Raw genomic sequence first — 21,379 nt, 5'->3', positions numbered from 1 at the left:
GGGTGGGTCCGGTTGCGGGGGCGTGAGCCGCATGGATGCGGCGACCGAGCTTACATGGACGTACTTGCAGCGTCCCCTGCAACCGGACCTACCCCGCCGTCCCACGGAATGCACGCTGTTGCTCCGGCCGTTGCCTCTGCGGGTGCCGGGTGCAACCCGGCCACAACCCCCATCCCTCAAAGCGGCAACTGGGTCGTCTGCTTGATCCGCTGCATCGGGATCTCGGTCTTGGTGTTCTGCACCCCGGCAATCCGGTTCAGGTGCTGCATCTGGAACTGCCGGTAGGCATCCAGATCCGCCACCGCCACCCGCAGCAGGAAATCGCAGTCCCCCGCCATCAGATGGCATTCAAGTACTTCCGGGAAAGACTTGATGCTGTTGATGAAGTGATTGGTCGTGTCCTCGTCCTGCCCGCGCAGCCACACCCGCACGAACACCGTGAAGCCACGTCCCACCTTGGCCTCATTCAGCAGGGCAACATAGCGGTCGATGTAGCCGCCCTCCTCCAGCAGCCGCACCCGCCGCAGGCAGGCCGAGGGCGAAAGGCCGACCTGCCGGGCCAGCTCCAGGTTCTGCAGGCGTCCGTCACGCTGCAGGGCGTCGAGGATGCGCCGATCAAGGTTGTCGAGCTGGTACTGCATGGGATTTCACCGTTGGCGACATTGGCCGCATGGAATCTCAATATTCCCGAATCGAGTGGCATCAACGCAACCCGATTTCGCGATCGGACCGCTAGCATGGGCCACCCCCACTTCGTTGTGCCGTTCCATGGACGCCCGTACCACCCTCCCCCTGCCCGACACCTGCGATACCGCCCCGCGTGCCGAATTCCTGCGCGGCCTGCGCGCCGCCGTGCCGGTGATGATCGGCTTCATTCCCTTTGCCCTGGTGCTCGGCGCCCAGGCCGCCCAGAAAGGCCTCAGCGCCCTGGAAGTGCCGCTGATGACCGGCCTCAACTTCGCCGGCGGCTCGGAGTTCGCCGCCGTCGAACTGTGGACCTCGCCGCCGCACATCGCGCTGATCGTCGCGATCACCGCGCTGGTCAACAGCCGCCACCTGCTGATGGGCGCCAGCCTGGCCCCGCTGCTGCAGCACCTGCCGCGCCGCCGCGTGCTGCCGGCGCTGTTCTTCATGTGCGACGAGAGCTGGGCGATGGGCGTGGCCGATGCACGGCGCCGTGCGCTCGGCTTCAGCCTGGCCTATTACCTGGGCGTGTCGGCAGGCCTGTACACGGTCTGGGTCGCCTGCACCGCGCTGGGCGCGATCGTTGGGCCAATGCTGGGCGACATCCACGCTTATGGTTTCGACATGGCCTTCCCCGCCGTGTTCCTGGTGCTGCTGCGTGGCATGTGGCAGGGCATGAAGGCCGCGCGGCCTTGGCTGGTCAGCCTGGTGGTGGCCGCTGCCACCTACCTGCTGGTGCCGGGTGCGTGGTACGTGGCCAGCGGCGCACTGGCGGGCCTGGCCGCGGCCTGGCTGCTGGCGGAGGACGCAGCATGATCTTCAACGGCCTGATCCACTGGACCTCGGTGCTGACCATCGTGCTGATGGCCGCCGCCACCTACCTGACCCGCATCGTCGGCTTCCTCGCCCTGCGCAACCGCACGCTGAGCAAGCGCGCGGTAACGGTGATGGAAGCCGCGCCGGGCTGCGTGCTGATCTCGGTGATCGCGCCCGACTTCGTCGCCGACAAGCCCGCCGACCTGGCCGCACTGGCGATCACCCTGCTGGCCGCCACGCGGTTGTCGATGCTGCCGACGGTGCTGATCGGCGTGGTCTCGGCCGGCGTGCTGCGCTATCTGATGGGCTGATGCGCCCGCGAGTTCCCCACGTGGTGTGACTGTAGGCGCAAGTGTCGCCATTGGCGCGACCTGCGCATGTGTCTGGCGCGTCGAATGAGGCCCGGAGCCAGCTACCAGAGGTCCTTGAAACACTTCCGATTGCCTGATCGAGCCTGATCCGGTACGGATCGACTGCCGAATCAGCAGGTTGAGCTGATCGGTCAATCGACGTCCAACGTGGAGATTACCAATGAGCAATCTGCGAGTTGTCGTGGCAGCTGTCGGTATCACCCTCGTCTCTGCTGGCTGCGGGCCGATGGAGTGGCAGTTGAGCGCATCGTGCGAAGAAACCAAGAAGTGCCGGATAGAAGGCAGGATTGGAGGCAAGATCGGCGTAGGCGAACGCGATGGCCTACCTTGGTTCGAGCGAGTTCTGCTGGCGTCGACATCAGAAGTACCAGATGCCGCGCAGTTCGAAATCGACGTCTCGGGTTCATCCATAGCCTTCCCAGCCAATGGATCTGTAACCCTGCTGTTGTTTGATGCCCGGCAAGGAGCCACCATCGCCGCCAAGCAGTTCCAATGGCATCGAACAGGAACCGTCCTCCGGCTTGTCGATCCGGATGATGCGAACGCCTGGGCCGCATCTGCGTCCGGTCCAGCGACCGAGTTGAGGTACGACCTCGCAACATTCGATGTAGGTGCAGCCCCTGGACCAAACACCATCGCGGCGGCCTCTCGATACGGCGGAGCCACCAAGGCGGCCTCAGTCTCGGACTTTCAAGTCTGTACGAAATATCCATCGCCGTATCAATGCGGGCTGACCCCCTGATGCAGCGCCGCCAGTCCAGGCGTACCCAACCAGACCCCGCCCTCGGGCACTATGCTGGGCTGGCGGCAATGCTTCTGGCCACAAGTGCGTGCCAATCCCTCCAGCTGCCTCCCCGGAACCTGGTCAGTCCCGATGGAGGGTATGCCACCCTGCTGCGAGGCCCTTTCTCGCATCTGAAGATCAGCACAGTATCGGTGCTACCCGGCCCGGAAAGCTCGGAGTATCCCAATCGATCCATCGAGTGCAGGAGGTCATCCGTCGCAACTCGAGTCCTCTGGGCAGATCGAGCGCTTTCAGCCATGCAGGCGTCGCGGCTCTGCGAGGCCGCCGCACGATCCGCTGAATTGCCGCTCCAGGCCAATGGGCAGGAACGGACACCAATGCGCTATCAGCTCACGATCGTAAGTGACGGAGGCGGCATCTGGCGACAGCTGCCAGGACCAGAGCCGCAGGGCCAGATGGTCAGTTTCTGGTTTCCCTCCGGCCCCGATACCGACTCGCTGCGCAGGCACGTGATCGCCACCACCGCCCATGAGTTCCAGCATATCGCCACCGCATTGTCAGGGCAGCCGCGGCGCGGCCGGCAGCGGGAACCAGACGCCTATCTGGCAGGCGCATGTGCCCAGCTAGTGATCGAAGGCGCCCTTGCACGTGCGGATCTGCCTGGCGGACATGATCCGCGAGCTGATCCGTTCCTGCCATCCGCAGCCAGGCGCTCCGCGCATGCGGGCAGTACGACCGGGGCAGCACTGCTGCGGTTCTTCGGTGGCGCAGACATCTTGCACATCAATGAGGGAGGTCGCCACCTCGTGCAGCATTGCCACGAGACGATCGGCTTTCCCCAGCAGCAGTGAACGCCCCCTGCGACACCCGGTCGCAGGCCATCGCGCCACCTACTTGATCAATGTCAAACCGCCCGCCGCCGTGCGGGCGTATTTCTATGCAGGAACCGAACACGCCGGCGTTACCGGCATCCACAAGGACCCTGCGATGAGCTACACCCCCGACAACGCCCAGCTGCTGAACGCCATGCAGAACGTCATGGTGATCTCCACCACCGACCTGCAGGGCAACATCACCTACGCCAACGACCTGTTCTGCACGCTCACCGGCTTCGCCCGCGAGGAACTGATCGGCCAGCCGCACAGCATCGTGCGCCATCCGGATGTGCCCAAGGCGGTCTACAAGGACATGTGGGACACCATCAAGGCCGGCAAGACCTGGACCGGCATCGTGCCCAACCTCGGCAAGGGCGGCGTGCTCTACGTGGTCGACACCACCGTGCAGCCACTGTTCGACGCCGACGGCAACATCACCTCGTACATCAGCATCCGCCGCGTGGTGAACGACCTGATGCAGAACTACGACCTGGTCGAGTTCAGCAAGGAAAAGTTCGACGACTTCTACGAGGCCGCGTGAACGCCCTCCCGACCAGTACGCCCTTCAGCCGCCTGCTGGTGGGTTTCGCGTCCGAGTCGGGCAATGCCCGCGCCCTGGCCCAGCGCCTGGGCGCGGACCTGCAGCCGCACGCGCCGCAGGTGCTCCCCTTCAATGACATCGACGTGGCCAGCCTCGGCCAGGGCGATGTGCTGCTGGCGATTTCCAGCTCGTTCGGCGATGGCGAACCGCCGGCCAACGGCGAGCAGTTCTTCGAAACACTGCGCCAGACTCCGACGCTGAGCGGCCTGCGCTATGCGGTGTTCGGCCTTGGTGACACCGGCTACCCCAGCTTCTGTGGCTTCACCAAGGCGCTGGATGCGGCGCTGAGCGAGCGCCAGGCGCAGCCGCTGCTGCACCGCGTGGATGCCGACCTGGGCTACGAGCAGTTCTTCCAGCAATGGCAGCCGGTCCTCGGCCAGGTGCTGGATGGCGACCTCAGTGCTGGCCAGGACCTGCGCCTGCAGGTCACCGCCTATGGCGAAGACAACGCCTTTGCCGCGCCCATTCTCGAACGCCGCCGCTTGAACAGCAGCGACCCGGCCGCCTGGCACCTGCAGCTGGACATTGCCGGTAGCGGCATGGCCTACCGCGCGGGCGACACCCTGCACGTGGTACCCGAGAACGACCCTGCCCTGCTGCAGGCATTGGCCACCTGGTACCGCGACACCGCCGCCGTGGCCGCCCTGCATGACCGCGAGCTGCGCCTGCTGAGCAAGGGCGTGCTGCGCGAACTGGCCAAGCTCGGCGGCAGCGAGGTGCTGAAGGGCCTGTTGAAGGTCAGCCAGAAGCGCGAGCTCGAAGCCTACCTGCACGGGCTGGACGTGCTGGACGTGCTGCAGGACCACGCCACGCCGGACAGCGTGCCGCTGGCCCGGCTGCGCGAACTACTGTCACCGCGACTGCCGCGCGCCTATTCCATCGCCTCGCACCCCTGCGACGACCAGCTGAGCCTGTGCGTGCGCGAAGTGCGCTACACCCTGCGCGGCCGCGAGCGCTTCGGCACTGCCACCGGCAGCCTGCTGCACGGCGGCGACCATGCCCGTGTGTACTGCCGCTCCAATCCCGGCTTCCATCTGCCAGATACCGGCGAAGCTCCCCTTCTGCTGGTCGGCACCGGCACCGGCATCGCGCCGCTGATGGGCCTGATGCAGGAACTGCAGGCCACCGCCTGCCAACGCGAAGTGCACCTGGTGTTCGGCGAGAAGCACAGCCAGCACGATTACCTGTATCGCGACCAGCTGCAGGACTGGCACACGCGTGGTGTGCTGGCCGGCCTGCATACGGCGTTCTCGCGCGATGGCGCCGAAAAGGTTTATGTGCAGCATGTGCTGCAGCAGCGCGGCGATGAAGTGCGCGATGTGCTGGCCCGCGGCGGGCATCTTTACCTGTGCGGCAACAAGAGCCACCTGGAAGGCGCGGTGCGCGAGGCCATCGATGCCATCAGTGGCGAAGGGCACTGGGACGCGCTGCGAGGTGAAGGCCGCACGCACTGCGAGTTGTACTGATCCATTCCACTGGACCGCACGAACCCTGGATCAGTAGAGCCGGCAGCTGGCCGGCTGCCCCGGATTCCACGGTTGCCGGCCAGCGGCCGGCACTACCATCACGGATCAACCGCCGACGATGCGGCCATCCACCATGCGCGCCACCTGATGGCCGAACATCGCCACATCCTGCGGATCGTGGCTGATCAACAGCAGCGGGATGCCGGTGGTGTCCAGCACGGTCTCCAGCTCCTGCCGCAGGTGCTGGCGCAGATCATGGTCCAGCGCGGAGAACGGCTCATCCAGCAGCAGCGCCTGCGGCTGCGTCACCAGAGCACGCGCCAGGGCGGTACGCTGACGCTGTCCCCCGGAGACCTGCGAGGGCAGCAGATCGCCCACGGTGTCGATACGGAATGCATGCAACCACTGCTCCACCGCCTCGCAGCGCTGGCCGGCGCGCGGATTGAGCCAGCCCTTCTCCAATCCAAACGCCACGTTCTGGCGCACGCTCAGGTGCGGGAACAACGCATAGTCCTGGAACACATAGCCCAGCCGCCGACGCTGCGGCGGCAGGTCCACGCCTGCCGCCCCGTCAAACAACGTCTGCCCCTGCAGGCGCACATGGCCCTGGCCTGGCCTCAGCAACCCGGCCACTGCCTTCAGGGTCAGGCTCTTGCCCGCGCCGGAGGGTCCGAACAGCACCACCTGCCGCTGCGTGCACTGCAACGCCACGTCCAGCACGAAACTCTGGCCGGCCGCCTGCAGTCGGCGCTGTACCTGCAGGTCAAGCCACATCACGCAGCTCCCGGCGACGCCTGCCCACCAGCCGCGCGGCCAGCAGCAGGATCACGATGCACACCACCGAGGTCAGGATCACCAGCGCATTGGCCTTGCCGTCCTGACCGGCCTGCACCGCTTCGTAGATGGCGATCGACAGCGTCTGCGTGCGGCCCGGAATGCTGCCGGCCACCATCAGCGTGGCGCCGAACTCGCCCATCGCGCGTGCAAACGCCAGCAACAGGCCGGCAAGGATGCCGCGCCAGGCCAGTGGCAACGTGATGCGGAAGAACACCGCCGCTTCGGACACACCGAGCGTGCGTGCGGCCTGCTCCAGCTGACCGTCCACTTCCTCGAACGCCGCGCGCGCCGGTTTGAACACCAGCGGCAGCGAAGCCACCGCCGCAGCAATCACCGCCGCCTGCCAGGTGAACACCAGGTTGATGCCGAACCACGACTGCAGCCATGCACCGATCGGTCCGTTGCGGCCGATCAGCACCAGCAGGTAATAACCCAGCACGGTCGGCGGCAGCACCATCGGCAGGGTCAGCACCGAATCCAGCAGCTCGCGACCGGGAAAGCGACGGCGCGCCAGCAGCGCGCCTAGAGCAACGCCCAGCACCAGATTGATCGCAGTGGCCCAGCCGGCCACCTTCAGCGACAACCCCAGTGCGCTCCAGTCGAGATCCATGCCTCAGGGCTTGCCGAACCCATGCCTGGCCAGGATCGCCTGGCCCTGCGCCGAACGCACGAACGTGGCAAACCGCTTGGCCTCGGCCGGCTGCGCACTGGCCTTGGTCACCGCCAGCGGATAGGCAATGCGCCCCGACACCGGCACCACGAAGGCGCGGCGCACCCGGTCGGGCATCGCCTGCGCATCGGTGGCATAGACGAAGCCGGCATCCACTTCACCGCGCGCCACGTAATCCAGTGATTGGCGCACGTTCTGCGTGGTGATGATCCTGCCCTGCACCGACGGCCACAGACCGGCTGCCTGCAGCGCGCCCTTGGCATAGCGGCCGACCGGCACGCTGTCCGGGTTGCCCAGTGCGATGCGCTGCACGCCGGCACCGGCCAGGTCCTTCAAGCTACGCGGCGCGGCCTTGGCCTGCGGCGGCACCACCACCCACAGCGCGTTCACCGCGAACACCTCGCGGGTGCCAACCGCCAGCAGATCCTGCTGTTGGGCCTGGTCCATCGTGGTTTCATCGGCCGACGCGAACACGTCCACCGGCGCGCCACGGCTGATCTGCTGCAGCAGCACGCCAGAGGCGGCGAAGTTGAAATCGACCTTGGTACCCGGGTGCGCCTTCTCATAGGCAGCGCCCAGTTCGCGGAAGCTCTCGGTCAGGCTGGAGGCCGCCGACACCGTCAGCTCGGCCGCCCAGGCCGGCAGCGTGGCCAGCAGTCCCAGCAACAACAGTCCAGCGCGCTTCATCATCGGCTCCCGGCCAGGTTCAGTTCGGATCAGATTCGTCGGCCACCGCCAGCGCCGCCAGACGCTCGGGCTGCAGCAGCAGGATCTCACGCTGCTTCACCGCGATGATCCCATCATCGCTCAGGCGGCGCAGCACGCGGCTGGCGGTTTCCGGCGCCATCCGCAGATAATTGGCGATCTCGGTACGTGCCATCGTCAGGTTGAAACGCGTGGCGGAAAAACCGCGCCGCGCGTAACGCTCGGACATGTCCAGCAGGAACGCAGCCATGCGCTCTTCGGTACGGTGGTTGGCGGCCAGCGTGGCGACCTTGCCGATCTCCGCACTGAGCAGGCTGAACAGCTTGGCCTGCAGCCCCGGCATGCGCGTGGCCAGCAGGCTCAACTTGGGGAACGAGATGCGGCACAGGTGCACGGTGTCCAGCGCCACCGCATTGCAGGGGAAGCGCGAACCGTGAATTGCGTTGAGGCCGATCACTTCGCCAGGCAGGCTGAAGCCCAGCACCTGCTCGTTGCCCTGGCTGTCATCGACGAAGGTCTTGACCATGCCGGCGCGCACCGCAGCAATCGAATCGAACGATTCGCCGGCGCGGAAGATGTAGTCACCCGCATGGAACGGACCGACGTGGTCGACCAGCACGTGCAGGTCGCCCAGCGCGGTCTTGTCGTACCCCTGCGACATGCAGGCATCGGAAAATGCACAGGTACTGCAGAAATGCAGCGCGTCGCCGTCATCGGCGGCAGCGGGATTCGGCGTGGCCCGGCCGAGGCGGCCCTGGGTAGGCGGAGTTGAAGACATTGAGGCAGGACTCAAGCGATGGCGGCCGCCGGCCGGAAGCATGCGGCCATCATACGCCACAGCAGGCGCCCTTCTTCGGCCAGCCGCAGCACGCGTGCATCCCAGTGTGCCCAGCCGCGCGCCAGCAGCGGCGACAGCGCGGGCAGCTGCTCGGCGAAGCATTCCTCGAACGGTTCTTCGTTGCGCCATTCGAAGGCCGCGGCATCGAGGGCATGGTCGCAGGCGATGCTCTGCGCCACTTCAGCCACCAAGCGCTCGTCCTCGGACAGAATCAGCCCGGCAGCCACACCCATGTGACCCGCTTGCAAACGCGCACGCCATTCACCCAGTTCGTCCTCCAGCCGGTAGAACACCTCGCCGATCTGGCTGCAGGCAGACAGGCCGAGGCCGATGAAATCACTGCGGTCGCGACGCGGCACGCCGGCCAGGTCGCAATGGCGCTGGCCGTCACCCGGCCCGTGCGGGTTCGGCAGGTCGCCCCGCTGGTAATGATCGCCACCGATCGCCTCGTAGCCGGCTGCGCGCAGCAGCCGCCAGCTCTGCAGCCATCGTGCGGCCGAGGCATGCTCTGGCAGCGCACACGGCGCCGGCAGCAGAATACGCTCGGGTGCTTCAGCCAGAACTTCATGCAGCCGTTCGATGAAGCCGGCGTCCTCGCAGCTGGGCACGCGCAGCTGGTAGTAGCGCGCAGTGAAGCCGACCTGCCGCGCCTGTGCCAGCAGGGTCGGCCCCGGCGCATCGGCACGATCGATCACGTTCAGGCGGGTGCAGCCCACCGCGCGCAGCTGCGCCGGCGCCAGCGCGCTGCCGGCGTCCAGCCGCACCTCCACCTGTGGCCGCGCCACCGTGCGCAGGTGCTGCGGCACCGCGTCCAGCAGCTGGCCCAGCTGGGGCGGCGGCAGCGTCTCGGCCAATCCCAGCTGCAACACCATCGCCACCACTTCGCGATCCTCGGCCAGAGCGTCGGCCTGCAGCCGCAACGCCAGCAGCAGGGTATCCAGATACGCCTGCGGTGGCGCATCGCGTCCGCCACGACCGGCCTGGAAGCCGAGCGTCAAGCCGCGCGGTATCAGGTGCTCGTTGCTGGCGCGTACGGCGGCGCGCCACCCGCTTTCGCCAAAGCCGGTGCTGAACTGGTCAGCCGGTGGAAACAGCACGTGCCGGGGCTGCCGCAGCAGTGCCGCCTGCAGCGCAGTGTCCTCACTCTCATCGACGTGGAAGCTCATGGCACACATCTTCGGGCGTTCCTCTTCGCGTAGCCCTGATTGAAATCAAGCGTGGCGCATCTGCGCGTTCATGCTGGCCAGGGGCCGGCACGCGCCTTCACCCAGCGCGCACCCGCTCGGCGGCGGCCGCATCAATGGCTTCGGGCAGATCGGTTTCGCGGTCGATCTGCGGGAAGTGGCGGCGTTCCATGCGACGGATCGCGAAGTGCATCCACGCCAGTGCGGCCGCCACCAGCACGAACAGCAGCATGAAACAGCTGCTCCAGATGCCGACCGCATCGTTCAACGCGCCGAACACGATCGGCAGGATGAACCCACCCAGGCCACCGATCATGCCGACCACGCCGCCTACCGCACCCACGTGCTGCGGGTAATACACCGGAATGTGCTTGTAGACGGCCGCCTTGCCCAGCGACATGAAGAAGCCCAGCACGAACACCAGCACGGTGAACATCACCACGCCGATGGCCAGATGGAAGTGGATCGGGCCATGGATGCCCTGCACCACATACTCGGTATCCGGATAGGCCAGCAGGAAGGTGCAGATGGCCGATACGCCGAAGGTCCAGTACATCACCCGCCGCGCGCCCATCCGGTCCGACATCCAGCCACCGACCACGCGGAACAGGCTGGCCGGGATCGAATAGCACGCCGCCAGCATGCCGGCGTGGCCCACGTCCATGCCATAGGCGCCCACCAGGTAGTGCGGCAGCCACAGCGCCAGCGCCACGAAGCCGCCGAACACGAAGAAGTAGTACAGCGAGAACCGCCACACCTGCAGGTTCTTCAGCGGCGCCATCTGCTCCGCGAACGGGACCGGCTTCACGCCTTCGCGGCGGCGCTGCTCCAGCGACGGGTCTTCCTTGCTGAAGAGGAAGAACAGTACCGCGGTGACGGCCAGCGCTACCGCCCATACCTTGGCAACCATGGTCCATCCGGCGGCCACCATCACCAGCGGCGCCAGCAGCTTGGTCACCGCCGAGCCGATGTTGCCGGCACCGAAGATGCCCAGCGCAGTGCCCTGCTTGCTGGCCGGGAACCACTTCGAAACGTAGGCCACGCCTACCGAGAAGTTGCCACCGGCGATGCCCACGCACAGCGCGGCAATCAGGAACTGGGTGTAGGTCTGCGCGTAGGTCAGCATCCAGGTGGCCACAGCACCACACAGCATCACCAGCACCATCACCTTGCGGCCACCGAACTGGTCGGACCAGATGCCGAGGAAGACCCGGCTGACCGAACCGGTCAGCACCGGCGTGGCGATCAACAGGCCGAACTGGGTGTCATTCAACCCGAGCTGCTGGCTGATCTGGATACCGATGATCGAAAAGATCATCCACACCGCGAAGCACACGGTGAAGGCGAACGTGCTCAGCCACAGCGCACGTTGCTGCTGCCCGGCACTGGCGGGGGCAAGGGCCTGGTTCATGGGGTTTCCTCGTTCAATGGGGGTCAGCCGACATCCGCTTCGGCTTCGATCCCGTCCAGCCCGCGCACCGGGTAGCGTTCCTGCAGCTGCAGCAGGTAGGCCTGCACCTCGCGCTGGCGCACCTGCAGTTCAAGATAGTCACGCAGCTGCGGCAGCACCGCCTCGAATGGCTGCGGCTGGCCCTCCTCGCGGGCATCGACGCAGACCACGTGGTAGCCCCAGCGCGACTCCACCGGGAACCCGGCCAGGCCCTCGCGCAGGCGGAACACCTGGCGGTCGAACTCCGGCGTGGTCTGCCCGCGCTGCAGCCAGCCCAGGTCACCACCTTCGCTGCTGGACGGGCAGCGCGAATGGCGCAGGGCGAAATCGGCGAACAGGTGCGGCGATTCCTTCAGCAACCCGACCAGCCGCTCGCCTTCGGTGCGAGCCGCGAAGCGCGCGGCCACATCGTCGGCCGGCGCGGCCAGCAGGATATGGCGCAGGCGCACGCGATCGGGCGAGCGGAAGCGCTCGGGGTTCTGCTCGAAGTAGCGGCGGCAGTCCGCGTCGGTCGGCACCCGATCCTCGATCGCCTCTTCCAGCAGCTGCTGGATCAGCACCTCTTCATCGCTGACCCGGCCGCCCTCCGGCGCCTGCAGGCCCAGCCGCTGCGCTTCCAGGCGCAGCAGCTCGCGCACCACCAGTGCACGCGCCGCTTCGGCGCGTGACTGTTCCGGGCGCATCGCCCTATGGTGCTGCATTTCGCGGGCGATATCGGCCTCGCTGATCGCGGTCTCGTCCACGAACAGCCGGCACGGCGCCGGCTGCCCGAGCGAGCGCGGCCCCTGCGCTGTCGCGTCATGGTGGTGCGAGTGCGCTTCCGCGGAAACCGGTACGGCGGAGTCGATCACGGTGATCGGCAGGAATTTCGGCAGGCTGCCCATGGTTTACTCCCGCGGACCGTAGCGCAGCGTGGCCTGGCGGCGGCGCACCACCTGGTAAGGCCTCCACAGGTAGCTGATCGGAATGCTCCACACGTGCACCAGGCGAGTGAACGGCGCGATCAGGAACAGGGTCAGGCCCAGGAAGATATGCATCTTGTAGACCCAACTGACGCCCTCGATGTAATCGGCGGCACCGGCGCGGAAGGTCACAATGTGCTGCGCCCATTCGGCCAGCTGCACCATCACCCCACCATCAAGGTGGCCGGACGAGATGCGGATGCTGTACAGGCCCAGGCACAGCTGGGCGAACAGCAGCACCAGCACCAGGGTATCGCCGAAGCTGCCGGTGGCCCGTACGCGCGCATTGAACAGGCGGCGTACCAGCAGGATGCTGATGCCGATGAAGCACAGCGCGCCGAACAGACCACCCACAACCATCGCCAACATCTGCTTCTGCGACGAGGTGATGAAGTGCTCGTACACCGCGTGCGGGGTCAGCAGGCCGACCAGATGGCCACCGAGGATGGCCAGGATGCCGATGTGGAAGCAGTTGCTGCCGATACGCATGCCCTTGTCCGACAGCATCTGGCTGGAGCCGGTGCGCCAGGTGTACATGGCCTTGTCATAGCGCGCCCAGCTGCCGATCAGCAGCACCGCCACGGCGATGTACGGGTAGTACTGGAAGGCGAATTGATGCAGGGAGTAACTCATGGCTGGACCTCTCGATGCGAAGGACGGGCCGGCGAACGCACGGGCGGCTTGCAGTCTTCAGCGGGGGCTTCGGCACCGAAGCGCACCGCCTCCTCCTCCCACAAGCGGTCCATGGCCTCGGCGGTATCGTCGCGGACTTCCTCGCTGGCACGCTGGCGCAGCGCCTGCAGATCGGCCTTGCCGTCGCCGGCTTCGACCAGGATCTCGAACAGCACCCGGTGCGGCAGCTCGCGCTCCGCCGCACGCGCCGCCAGCATCCCGGCGATATGGCCGATGTGGTGCAACCACTCGCGGGCCTCGCTGCCGGGGCGATGGGCCAGGAACTCCAGCAGCAGCGGCAGGTAGTCCGGCAGCTCCCGTGCATCCAGCTCGAAGCCGTTGCGGCGGTAGGTCTCGACCAGATCGACCATCGCCTGGCCACGGTCGCGCGACTCGCCATGGATGTGCTCGAACAACAGCAGGCTCATCGAGCGGCCACGGTCGAAACTGGCCAGCCACGCCGCCTGCGCATCCAGCGCATCGGTCGCCAGCAGCTGCTGCACGAAGCTGCGCAGCTGCTGGCGGCGGGCGGCGCCAAGTGCCGGATCGTCGCAGGCGGCGAGCAGTTCCTCGCCGTGCTGCCACAGTTCTTCACGGGGGTAGTCCAGCAACACCCCGACCAGCTTGAGCACGCTCATCACACCACCTCCTTGCGGCGGTGGTTCGGCCCCTTGTCCACCACGAAGGTGGTGCTCTTGCGTTGACCGAACAGGTCGGCCGGGCTGTCACCATTGCAGCCGTTTCCAAAGGTGAAGCCGCAGCCGCCGCGCTCGCCGAAGGCATCGTTGGCGTATTCGCGGTGGCCGGTGGGAATCACGAAACGGTCCTCATAGTTGGCGATGGCCAGGTAGCGGTACATCTCTTCCACCTGGGCGATGCTCAACCCGGTCTGTTCCAGCACGGCGGTGTCTTCCACGCCGTCCACGTTCTTGGCCCGGCGCCAGGCGCGCATGGCCATCAGCCGTTCCAGCGCGCGCACCACCGGCGCCTCGTCACCGGCCGTCAGCAGGTTGGCCAGGTAGCGCATCGGAATGCGCAGTGACGCCACGTCCGGCAGTTCGCCGCTCATGCCCACGCGGCCACGCTCGGCGGCTGACTGGATCGGCGACAACGGCGGCACGTACCAGACCATCGGCAGCGTGCGGTATTCCGGGTGCAGCGGCAGCGCCAGCTTCCAGTCGATCGCCAGCTTGTACACCGGCGACTGCTTGGCCGCGTCCAGCCAGCTGTCCGGGATGCCTTCCTTGCGCGCGGCGGCGATCACCGCCGGGTCGTTAGGGTCCAGGAAGATGTCCAGGTGGGCCTGGTAAAGGTCCTTCTCGGCGGCCACCGAAGCGGCCTCGGCGATGCGGTCGGCGTCGTACAGCATCACGCCCAGGTAGCGGATGCGGCCCACGCAGGTCTCCGAGCACACCGTCGGCTCACCCATCTCGATGCGCGGGTAGCAGAAGATGCACTTCTCGGACTTGCCGCTCTTCCAGTTGTAGTAGATCTTCTTGTATGGGCAGGCCGACACGCACATGCGCCAGCCGCGGCACTTGTCCTGGTCGATCAGCACGATGCCATCTTCTTCGCGCTTGTAGATCGCACCCGAGGGGCACGCCGACACGCACGCCGGGTTCAGGCAGTGCTCGCACAGGCGCGGCAGGTACATCATGAAAGTCTTCTCGAAGGCGCCGTAGATCTCCTTCTGCACCTGGTCGAAGTTGTAGTCGCGCGAGCGCTTGCTGAACTCCGAGCCCAGGATTTCCTCCCAGTTCGGGCCCCACTCGATCTTCTGCATGCGCTCGCCACTGATCAGCGAGCGCGGCCGTGCGGTGGGCTGGTGCTGGCTGTCCTTGGCGGTGTGCAGGTTCTGGTAGTCGAAATCGAACGGCTCGTAGTAGTCGTCGATCTGCGGCAGGTCCGGGTTGGCGAAGATCTTGGCCAGCATGCGCCAGCGGCCACCGGCACGCGGCACCAGCTTGCCGGCGCGCGTGCGCACCCAGCCGCCGTTCCACTTGTCCTGGTTCTCCCATTCCTTCGGGTAGCCGATGCCCGGCTTGGTTTCCACGTTGTTGAACCAGGCGTACTCGACGCCCTCGCGCGAGGTCCAGACGTTCTTGCAGGTGATCGAGCAGGTATGGCAGCCGATGCACTTGTCCAGGTTCAGCACCATCGCGATCTGTGCACGGACCTTCATCACACCACCTCCTTGCTGGCCGATGCCGAAGCACCAGCGGGCTGTTCATCGTCCAGCCAATCGATCTTGTCCATCTTGCGCACGATCACGAACTCGTCGCGGTTGGTACCGCAGGTGCCGTAGTAGTTGAAGCCGTACGCCAGCTGCGCGTAGCCGCCGATCATGTGGGTGGGCTTGAGCACGATGCGGGTCACCGAGTTGTGGATGCCACCGCGGGTCCCGGAAATCTCCGAGCCCGGCACGTTGATGATGCGTTCCTGGGCGTGGTACATCATCGCCATGCCCGGCATCACGCGCTGGCTGACCACCGCACGCGCGGCAATCGCACCGTTCACGTTGAACAGCTCGATCCAGTCGTTGTCGACGATGCCGGCGCTGCGCGCGTCGTCCTCGCTGATCCACACGATGGGTCCGCCGCGCGACAGCGTCTGCATGATCAGGTTGTCGCTGTAGGTGCTGTGGATGCCCCACTTCTGGTGTGGCGTGATCCAGTTCAGCACGATCTCCTTGTTGCCGTTCGGGCGCTGGTTCAGCAGCGGCTCCACCGTGCGCGTATTGACCGGCGGCCGGTAGCCCATGAAGGCCTCGCCGAAGTCGATCATCCACTCGTGGTCCTGGTAGAACTGCTGGCGGCCGGTCACCGTGCGCCACGGAATCAGTTCGTGCACGTTGGTATAGCCGGCGTTGTAGCTGACGTTGTCGTCCTCCAGACCCGACCAGATCGGCGAGGAAATGATCTTGCGCGGCTGCGCCTGGATGTCACGGAAGCGGATCGCCTCGTGCTCCTTGCCCACCGCCAGGTGGGTGTGCTCGCGGCCGGTGAAGGTGCCCAGCGACTCCCAGGCCTTCACTGCGACGTGGCCATTGGTTTCCGGTGCCAGGTGCAGGATCACCTCGGCCGCGTCGATCGCGGTCGAAATGGCCGGACGGCCCTGGCTCACGCCCGCCTCGTGCACGGTGTGGTTGAGCTTGCCGAGGAATTCGACCTCGTGCTTGGTGTCCCAGCTCATGCCCTTGCCGCCGTTGCCCAGCTTGTCCAGCAGCGGGCCCAGCGAGGTGAACTTGCGGTACAGGTTCGGGTAGTCGCGCTCCACCACCGTCATCGACGGCATGGTCTGGCCCGGGATGGCCTCGCACTCGCCCTTCTTCCAGTCGGCCACGCCGAACGGCATGCCCAGCTCGTTGGGGGTGTCGTGCAGGGTCGGCACCAGCACCAGGTCCTTCTCCACACCCAGCACGCCCGGCGCCATCTCGCTCACCGTGCGGGCGACCTCCTTGAAGATCTCCCAGTCGCTGCGCGATTCCCACGCCGGGTCCACCGCCTTCGACAGCGGGTGGATGAACGGGTGCATGTCCGAGGTGTTGAGGTCGTCCTTCTCGTACCAGGTCGCGGTCGGCAGCACGATGTCCGAGTACAGCGCGGTGGTGCACATGCGGAAGTCGAGCGTGACCAGCAGGTCCAGCTTGCCTTCCGGTGCCTCGTCACGCCACCTCACTTCCTCCGGCTTGATCGCACCCATCTCGCCCAGGTCCTTGCCCTGCAGCCCGTGGCGCGTCCCCAGCAGATGCCGCAGCATGTACTCGTGGCCCTTGCCCGAGGAACCGAGCAGGTTCGAGCGCCAGATGAACATCATGCGAGGGTGGTTCTGGCTGGCGTCCGGGTCGGCGAAGGCGAAGTCCAGCGAACCGTCCTTGAACTTGCCCAGCGCATAGTCGGCCGGGGCCACGCCGGCCGCTTCGGCCTCGCGCGCCAACTGCAGCGGGTTCCGGTCCAGCTGCGGGGCACACGGCAACCAGCCCATGCGCACCGCGCGCAGGTTCAGGTCGGCCAGGCTGCCGCTGTACTTGCTGGCATCGGCCAGCGGCGACAGCAGCTCATCCACCTGCAGCTTCTCGTAGCGCCACTGCCCGGTGTTGAAGTAGAAGAACGACGTGCCGTTCATGTGGCGCGGCGGGCGGCTCCAGTCCAGGCCGAACGCCAGCGGCTGCCAGCCGGTCTGCGGGCGCAGCTTCTCCTGGCCCACGTAGTGCGCCCAGCCGCCACCGGTCTGGCCCACGCAACCGCACATGATCAGCATGTTGATCAGGCCGCGGTAGTTCATGTCGTTGTGGAACCAATGGTTCATGCCCGCGCCGACGATGATCATCGAGCGGCCATGGGTCTTGTCGGCGGTACGCGCGAACTCGCGGGCGATCTCGATCACCTCGGCACGCGGCACGCCGGTGATGCGCTCCTGCCAGGCCGGGGTGCCCGGCACCATGTCGTCGAAGCTCGATGCCACGTTGCCGCCGCCAAAGCCACGGTCCACGCCGTACTGGGCCAGCAGCAGGTCGTAGACCGTGGCCACCAGGGTCTGGCCACCATCGGCCAGCGCCAGGCGACGCACCGGGATGTGGCGCTCAAGCACGTCGTCGGCCGGCGCGGCAGTCCAGCCGTCGGTCTCGATGCCACCAAAGTACGGGAAGCTCACCGCCTCGATGCCCTCATGGCCATCGGCCAGGCTCAGGCGCAGGCGTGTCTCGGCGCCCTTGCTTTCCTTCTCCTCGATGTTCCACTTGCCCTTCTCGCCCCAGCGGAAGCCGATCGAGCCGTTGGGCACCACGATCTGGCCGCTGGTCTCGTCATAGGCCAGCGTCTTCCAGTCCGGGTTGTTGGCTTCGCCCAGCCCGCCCAGTTCACTGGCACGCAGGAACCGGCCCGGCACCAGGCGGCCATCGTCGCGGCGTTCCAGGCGCACCAGCATCGGCATGTCCGAGTACTGGCGGCAGTAGTCCTGGAAGTACTGCGAGGGCGAATCGACGTGGAACTCGCGCAGGATCACATGGCCGAAGGCGAAGGCCAGTGCCGCGTCGGTGCCCTGCTTGGGGTGCAGCCAATGGTCGGTCAGCTTGGCCAGCTCGGAATAGTCCGGGCAGATCGCCACCGTCTTGGTGCCGTTGTAGCGCGCCTCGGTGAAGAAGTGCGCGTCGGGCGTGCGCGTCTGCGGCACGTTCGAGCCCCAGGCGATGATGTAGCGGCTGTTGTACCAGTCGGCCGATTCGGGCACGTCGGTCTGCTCGCCCCAGATCTGCGGCGAGGCCGGCGGCAGATCGCAGTACCAGTCATAGAAGGACAGGCAGGCGCCGCCCAGCAGCGACAGGTAGCGCGCACCGGCGGCGTAGGAGACCATCGACATCGCCGGAATCGGCGAGAAGCCGACCACGCGGTCCGGGCCATACTGCTTCACCGTGTACAGGTTGGAGGCGGCGATGATCTCGTTGGCCTCTTCCCACTGCAGGCGCACGAAGCCGCCCATGCCGCGGCGGGTCTTGTACGAGCGCGCCTTCTCCTTGTCCTCCACGATGCTGGCCCAGGCGTCGACCGGGCCCTTGCTCTTGCGCGCTTCGCGCCACAGACGCAGCAGCGTGCCGCGGATCAGCGGGTACTTCAGCCGGTTGGCGCTGTACAGGTACCAGGAATAGCTGGCGCCACGCGGGCAACCACGCGGTTCATGGTTGGGCAGGTCCGGGCGCGTGCGCGGGTAGTCGGTCTGCTGGGTTTCCCAGGTGACCAGGCCGTTCTTGACGTAGATCTTCCAGCTGCACGAACCCGTGCAGTTCACGCCGTGGGTGGAACGCACGATCTTGTCGTACTGCCAGCGGGCGCGGTAGCTGTTTTCCCAGTCACGGCCTTCGCTCTTGGCGAATCCGTGGCCATCGGCAAAGGTCTGGGGGTCACGCTTGAAGAACTGCAAGCGATCGAGGAAATAACTCATCGGGGGTCTCCCTTTGCGGACATCGGCATCGTGGCTGTGTGTGTCATCTGGCTGCGGTGCGTTTTCATGTCGTCAGCAGGGTGTCTCGGCACCGCGCCGGTAGTACCACCACCAGGTCACGGCCAGGCAGGTGACGTAGAAAACAACGAATCCGTACAGCGCCATGTCGGGGCTGCCGGTCAAGGTGATGGATGAGCCGTAGCTCTTGGGAATGAAGAAGCCGCCGTAGGCACCGATCGCACCGGAGAAGCCGACCACCGCGGCCGATTCGATGCTGGCCTGGTGGGCAGCAGCCACCTTGCCCTCGGCGTTGTCGTTGGCCGACCAGCGCTCGTGCAGGGTGCGGAAGATCACCGGGATCATGCGGAAGGTGGTGCCGTTGCCGATGCCACTGAGCACGAACAGCGCCATGAAACTGAGCAGGAAGCCATGGAAGTTGCCGCCCTGGCCATCGCTGGGCAGGAAGTGCAGTACGCCGAACACCGCCGCGATCATCAGCGCGAACACCCAGAAGGTCAGGCGTGCGCCACCCCAGCGGTCGGCCATGCTGCCGCCCACCGAGCGCATCAGTGCACCCAGCAGTGGGCCGATGAAGGCGTAGGCCAGCGGGTTCACATCCGGGAACTGGCTCTTCACCAGCATCGGGAAGCCGGCCGAAAAGCCGATGTAGGAACCGAAGGTGCCGATGTACAACCAGCACATCAGCCAGTTGTGCTTGCGACGGAAGATCACCGCCTGCTCGGAGAACGACGAGCGGGCGCTGGTCAGGTCGTTCATGCCGAACCAGGCCGCAATGGCGCACAGCGCGATGGCCGGCACCCAGATGAAGCCGGCGTTCTGCAGGAACAGCGGCGCCCCACCCTCCACCGCGGGCTGCGGCGCACCACCCAGCGCACCGAACACGCCCACGGTGATGACCAGCGGAATCACCGCCTGCGCCACCGACACGCCCACGTTGCCCAGGCCGGCGTTCAGGCCCAGCGCCAGGCCCTGCTTCTGCTTGGGGTAGAAGAAGGAGATGTTGGACATCGACGACGAGAAGTTCGCGCCACCGAAGCCACACAGGATCGCGATGGCCACGAACACCCAGTAGGGCGTGGCCGGGTCCTGCACCGCAAAGCCGAGCCAGAGCGTCGGCGCCAGCAACGACGCGGTCGACAGCGCGGTCCAGCGGCGGCCGCCGAAGATCGGAATCACGAATGAATAGAAGATGCGCAGGGTGGCGCCGGACAGGCTGGGTAGCGCTACCAGCCAGAACAGCTGGTCGGTACTGAAGTTGAAGCCGATCTTCGGCAGGCTGATCGACACCGCCGAGAACAGCACCCAGACCGAGAAGGCCAGCAGCAGCGAGGGGATCGAGATGACCAGGTTGCGGGTGGCGACCCGCTTGCCGGTGCGCTCCCAGTAGCCGGGGTCCTCCGGCGTCCAGTCGCTGATGACGCGACCCGGACGGGCAGTGCTGCGGACAACAGGATCGCTACCGACGGTCATACATGGCTCCAAGGCTGTGGAATGACGTGGGTACTGCGTTTCAAGTTGTGACCCGTCGTCATGCAGCCATTAGGCCGTGCAGCACGGACGACGGGGTTGATCTGGATCAATCAGGGGCCGGTTTCCAGCCTGCCCCTGACAAATGTCAAACCGATGAAGCGGTGTTGCGGCGGGTCACCCCGCGCTGGCGCACGCTGTCACGCACGTCCACATCGAACTGCAGCTGAAGCTGGCCGCCATCTTCCAGGGCAATGTCGAACGGCAGGCCATCACGGCACGGCAGCCGCGCCGCCAAGGCCTCAACGGCCGAACGTGGCAGCACCAGGCGGCAGAAGGTGCCACCGTCCAGCAGCACGGGCTGCTCGCCGCCATGCAGCGAGACCGCCATGCCCCAGCCTTCGATACCGCCGAAGCGGGTCATGTTCTCGACCGATTCGCCGGCCAGCAGGCGCGCCAGTTCGGCCTCATCCAGGCGAAGCCGTACCGATTGGTCCTGCAACTGCACTTTCATGACGCAACATCCTCCCATTGTTCGGGGGTATTGCAGTTGACCAGGCAGGCTTCGTCAACGCTTTCCAGCGCCAGCACGTGCATCTGCAGGCGACGCTGGAAGGCCTGTACCGAGCGCTGCCCCTGCGCATCATCCAGCATCGCGGCCAGCACGCTACGAGTGGCATTGTCCACATTCAGCAGCATGGGAAAGGGATGCCCGTCAAAGATCGTGCATGCCCCCTGCCGCTCTGCCGCCAGCCGTTGCAGCAGCTGCGGCGCCAGCAACGGCGTGTCCACCGGCACCACCCACGCCGGGCCATCGGGCATGCGCATCGCCACGCTGTAGAGCCCACCCAGCGGCCCGCAACGTGCCACTCGGTCCGGCACGGCGCCGAACGCCGGGTAATTGCCGCTGACCCATACCTCGCGCGCGCCAGCCTGCATCAACAGGCCCCGCATGTGTTCCAGCAGCGTGCGCCCCTGCCACGGCAGCAGCGCCTTGTCGCGCCCCATCCGGCTGGACAGGCCCCCGGCCAGCACGATGCCGTTGATGCTCATCGCAGTGGAGCCACGCCATGCGTGG

21 protein-coding genes are annotated in these 21,379 nt (G+C 66.3%); 6 read left to right on the top strand and 15 right to left on the bottom strand.

Translation table 11 applies throughout. From position 1 onward, the window contains the following. Positions 1 to 176: 176 nt before the first annotated feature. On the bottom strand, positions 177 to 641 hold the full coding sequence (locus V3B30_RS00265) for an Lrp/AsnC family transcriptional regulator (RefSeq protein WP_005409896.1): 465 nt from the start codon (positions 639 to 641) through the stop codon (positions 177 to 179). 127 nt (positions 642 to 768) lie between these two features. On the opposite strand from V3B30_RS00265, the gene V3B30_RS00260 reads away from it, so the two are divergent. The 6 genes from V3B30_RS00260 to V3B30_RS00235 all read left to right on the top strand — a co-directional run bounded on the left by V3B30_RS00260 (position 769) and on the right by V3B30_RS00235 (position 5,558). After that, entirely contained in the window at positions 769 to 1,500 is a 732-nt protein-coding gene (locus V3B30_RS00260) for an AzlC family ABC transporter permease (protein WP_014037422.1), read from the top strand. After that, the gene (locus V3B30_RS00255) at positions 1,497 to 1,811 is read left to right on the top strand and encodes an AzlD family protein (RefSeq protein ID WP_005409898.1); all 315 of its coding nucleotides are present in this window, start codon (positions 1,497 to 1,499) and stop codon (positions 1,809 to 1,811) included. Before V3B30_RS00260 ends, V3B30_RS00255 begins: the two co-directional genes overlap by 4 nt. Before the next feature lie 220 nt (positions 1,812 to 2,031). Next, positions 2,032 to 2,613, top strand: coding sequence for a hypothetical protein (locus tag V3B30_RS00250; protein WP_262082405.1), 582 nt, complete (start codon positions 2,032 to 2,034; stop codon positions 2,611 to 2,613). A gap of 380 nt (positions 2,614 to 2,993) precedes the next feature. Then, entirely contained in the window at positions 2,994 to 3,467 is a 474-nt protein-coding gene (locus tag V3B30_RS00245; RefSeq protein ID WP_049423001.1) for a hypothetical protein, read from the top strand. A 136-nt stretch (positions 3,468 to 3,603) separates the two neighbouring features. After that, on the top strand, positions 3,604 to 4,032 hold the full coding sequence (locus V3B30_RS00240) for a PAS sensor domain-containing protein (protein WP_005409905.1): 429 nt from the start codon (positions 3,604 to 3,606) through the stop codon (positions 4,030 to 4,032). After that, positions 4,029 to 5,558: a sulfite reductase flavoprotein subunit alpha gene (locus V3B30_RS00235; protein WP_262082404.1), complete on the top strand. Its 1,530-nt coding sequence runs from the start codon at positions 4,029 to 4,031 to the stop codon at positions 5,556 to 5,558. The genes V3B30_RS00240 and V3B30_RS00235 overlap by 4 nt, the downstream gene beginning before the upstream one ends. A gap of 105 nt (positions 5,559 to 5,663) precedes the next feature. Here the strand turns inward: V3B30_RS00235 and V3B30_RS00230 are convergent, their stop codons facing one another. From V3B30_RS00230 to V3B30_RS00165, 14 genes are all read right to left on the bottom strand, one after another. Continuing rightward, positions 5,664 to 6,332 carry an ATP-binding cassette domain-containing protein gene (locus V3B30_RS00230; RefSeq protein ID WP_262082403.1) on the bottom strand — a complete coding sequence of 223 codons (669 nt, stop codon included), beginning with the start codon at positions 6,330 to 6,332 and terminating at the stop codon, positions 5,664 to 5,666. Continuing rightward, complete coding sequence (modB, locus tag V3B30_RS00225) at positions 6,322 to 7,005, bottom strand: molybdate ABC transporter permease subunit (protein ID WP_100472817.1); 684 nt, start codon at positions 7,003 to 7,005, stop codon at positions 6,322 to 6,324. Before modB ends, V3B30_RS00230 begins: the two co-directional genes overlap by 11 nt. A 3-nt stretch (positions 7,006 to 7,008) precedes the next feature. Continuing rightward, positions 7,009 to 7,752, bottom strand: coding sequence for a molybdate ABC transporter substrate-binding protein (gene modA / locus V3B30_RS00220; RefSeq protein ID WP_100475207.1), 744 nt, complete (start codon positions 7,750 to 7,752; stop codon positions 7,009 to 7,011). A 19-nt stretch (positions 7,753 to 7,771) separates the two neighbouring features. Next, positions 7,772 to 8,548 carry a helix-turn-helix domain-containing protein gene (locus V3B30_RS00215; RefSeq protein WP_100472820.1) on the bottom strand — a complete coding sequence of 259 codons (777 nt, stop codon included), beginning with the start codon at positions 8,546 to 8,548 and terminating at the stop codon, positions 7,772 to 7,774. Between the two features lie 11 nt (positions 8,549 to 8,559). Continuing rightward, positions 8,560 to 9,774 carry a coproporphyrinogen III oxidase gene (locus V3B30_RS00210; protein WP_201116387.1) on the bottom strand — a complete coding sequence of 405 codons (1,215 nt, stop codon included), beginning with the start codon at positions 9,772 to 9,774 and terminating at the stop codon, positions 8,560 to 8,562. A 97-nt stretch (positions 9,775 to 9,871) separates the two neighbouring features. Continuing rightward, complete coding sequence (locus V3B30_RS00205; protein WP_100472825.1) at positions 9,872 to 11,203, bottom strand: nitrate/nitrite transporter; 1,332 nt, start codon at positions 11,201 to 11,203, stop codon at positions 9,872 to 9,874. Positions 11,204 to 11,226: 23 nt separating this feature from the next. Next, a complete protein-coding gene (locus V3B30_RS00200; RefSeq protein ID WP_262082402.1) occupies positions 11,227 to 12,126 on the bottom strand; it encodes a peptidylprolyl isomerase in 900 nt (299 codons plus the stop codon). Positions 12,127 to 12,129: 3 nt separating this feature from the next. After that, positions 12,130 to 12,837, bottom strand: coding sequence for a respiratory nitrate reductase subunit gamma (gene narI, locus V3B30_RS00195; RefSeq protein WP_100472831.1), 708 nt, complete (start codon positions 12,835 to 12,837; stop codon positions 12,130 to 12,132). Then, positions 12,834 to 13,514 carry a nitrate reductase molybdenum cofactor assembly chaperone gene (gene narJ / locus V3B30_RS00190; RefSeq protein ID WP_065723459.1) on the bottom strand — a complete coding sequence of 227 codons (681 nt, stop codon included), beginning with the start codon at positions 13,512 to 13,514 and terminating at the stop codon, positions 12,834 to 12,836. Before narJ ends, narI begins: the two co-directional genes overlap by 4 nt. After that, a complete protein-coding gene (gene narH / locus V3B30_RS00185) occupies positions 13,514 to 15,058 on the bottom strand; it encodes a nitrate reductase subunit beta (RefSeq protein ID WP_012511273.1) in 1,545 nt (514 codons plus the stop codon). Before narH ends, narJ begins: the two co-directional genes overlap by 1 nt. Then, a complete protein-coding gene (locus tag V3B30_RS00180; protein WP_262082401.1) occupies positions 15,058 to 18,813 on the bottom strand; it encodes a nitrate reductase subunit alpha in 3,756 nt (1,251 codons plus the stop codon). Before V3B30_RS00180 ends, narH begins: the two co-directional genes overlap by 1 nt. A 72-nt stretch (positions 18,814 to 18,885) precedes the next feature. Next, positions 18,886 to 20,304 carry a NarK family nitrate/nitrite MFS transporter gene (locus V3B30_RS00175; RefSeq protein WP_262082400.1) on the bottom strand — a complete coding sequence of 473 codons (1,419 nt, stop codon included), beginning with the start codon at positions 20,302 to 20,304 and terminating at the stop codon, positions 18,886 to 18,888. Between the two features lie 145 nt (positions 20,305 to 20,449). Continuing rightward, positions 20,450 to 20,815: a hypothetical protein gene (locus V3B30_RS00170; RefSeq protein ID WP_049439036.1), complete on the bottom strand. Its 366-nt coding sequence runs from the start codon at positions 20,813 to 20,815 to the stop codon at positions 20,450 to 20,452. Then, positions 20,812 to 21,354, bottom strand: a complete 543-nt coding sequence (locus V3B30_RS00165; RefSeq protein ID WP_049439037.1) for a molybdenum cofactor guanylyltransferase — start codon at positions 21,352 to 21,354, stop codon at positions 20,812 to 20,814. The genes V3B30_RS00170 and V3B30_RS00165 overlap by 4 nt, the downstream gene beginning before the upstream one ends. Positions 21,355 to 21,379 lie beyond the last annotated feature (25 nt).

It is taken from the genome of Stenotrophomonas sp. SMYL41 (assembly GCF_036319965.1).
Classification (GTDB): Bacteria; Pseudomonadota; Gammaproteobacteria; order Xanthomonadales; family Xanthomonadaceae; genus Stenotrophomonas; species Stenotrophomonas maltophilia_R.
Note: the sequence above shows the minus strand (reverse complement) of the source record. Positions and strands in the feature narration are given on the sequence as shown.

Excerpts from the sequence above, each read along its gene's own strand:
- narH (WP_012511273.1), bottom strand. The coding sequence starts at position 15,058 with ATGAAGGTCCGTGCACAGATCGCGATGGTGCTGAACCTGGACAAGTGC.
- V3B30_RS00205 (WP_100472825.1), bottom strand. The coding sequence starts at position 11,203 with ATGAACCAGGCCCTTGCCCCCGCCAGTGCCGGGCAGCAGCAACGTGCG.
- V3B30_RS00265 (WP_005409896.1), bottom strand. The coding sequence starts at position 641 with ATGCAGTACCAGCTCGACAACCTTGATCGGCGCATCCTCGACGCCCTG.
- modB (WP_100472817.1), bottom strand. The coding sequence starts at position 7,005 with ATGGATCTCGACTGGAGCGCACTGGGGTTGTCGCTGAAGGTGGCCGGC.
- narJ (WP_065723459.1), bottom strand. The coding sequence starts at position 13,514 with ATGAGCGTGCTCAAGCTGGTCGGGGTGTTGCTGGACTACCCCCGTGAA.
- V3B30_RS00175 (WP_262082400.1), bottom strand. The coding sequence starts at position 20,304 with ATGACCGTCGGTAGCGATCCTGTTGTCCGCAGCACTGCCCGTCCGGGT.
- V3B30_RS00245 (WP_049423001.1), top strand. The coding sequence starts at position 2,994 with ATGCGCTATCAGCTCACGATCGTAAGTGACGGAGGCGGCATCTGGCGA.
- V3B30_RS00255 (WP_005409898.1), top strand. The coding sequence starts at position 1,497 with ATGATCTTCAACGGCCTGATCCACTGGACCTCGGTGCTGACCATCGTG.
- V3B30_RS00230 (WP_262082403.1), bottom strand. The coding sequence starts at position 6,332 with ATGTGGCTTGACCTGCAGGTACAGCGCCGACTGCAGGCGGCCGGCCAG.
- narI (WP_100472831.1), bottom strand. The coding sequence starts at position 12,837 with ATGAGTTACTCCCTGCATCAATTCGCCTTCCAGTACTACCCGTACATC.
- V3B30_RS00170 (WP_049439036.1), bottom strand. The coding sequence starts at position 20,815 with ATGAAAGTGCAGTTGCAGGACCAATCGGTACGGCTTCGCCTGGATGAG.
- V3B30_RS00215 (WP_100472820.1), bottom strand. The coding sequence starts at position 8,548 with ATGTCTTCAACTCCGCCTACCCAGGGCCGCCTCGGCCGGGCCACGCCG.
- V3B30_RS00165 (WP_049439037.1), bottom strand. The coding sequence starts at position 21,354 with ATGAGCATCAACGGCATCGTGCTGGCCGGGGGCCTGTCCAGCCGGATG.
- V3B30_RS00240 (WP_005409905.1), top strand. The coding sequence starts at position 3,604 with ATGAGCTACACCCCCGACAACGCCCAGCTGCTGAACGCCATGCAGAAC.
- V3B30_RS00210 (WP_201116387.1), bottom strand. The coding sequence starts at position 9,774 with ATGAGCTTCCACGTCGATGAGAGTGAGGACACTGCGCTGCAGGCGGCA.
- V3B30_RS00260 (WP_014037422.1), top strand. The coding sequence starts at position 769 with ATGGACGCCCGTACCACCCTCCCCCTGCCCGACACCTGCGATACCGCC.
- modA (WP_100475207.1), bottom strand. The coding sequence starts at position 7,752 with ATGAAGCGCGCTGGACTGTTGTTGCTGGGACTGCTGGCCACGCTGCCG.
- V3B30_RS00180 (WP_262082401.1), bottom strand. The coding sequence starts at position 18,813 with ATGAGTTATTTCCTCGATCGCTTGCAGTTCTTCAAGCGTGACCCCCAG.
- V3B30_RS00200 (WP_262082402.1), bottom strand. The coding sequence starts at position 12,126 with ATGGGCAGCCTGCCGAAATTCCTGCCGATCACCGTGATCGACTCCGCC.
- V3B30_RS00250 (WP_262082405.1), top strand. The coding sequence starts at position 2,032 with ATGAGCAATCTGCGAGTTGTCGTGGCAGCTGTCGGTATCACCCTCGTC.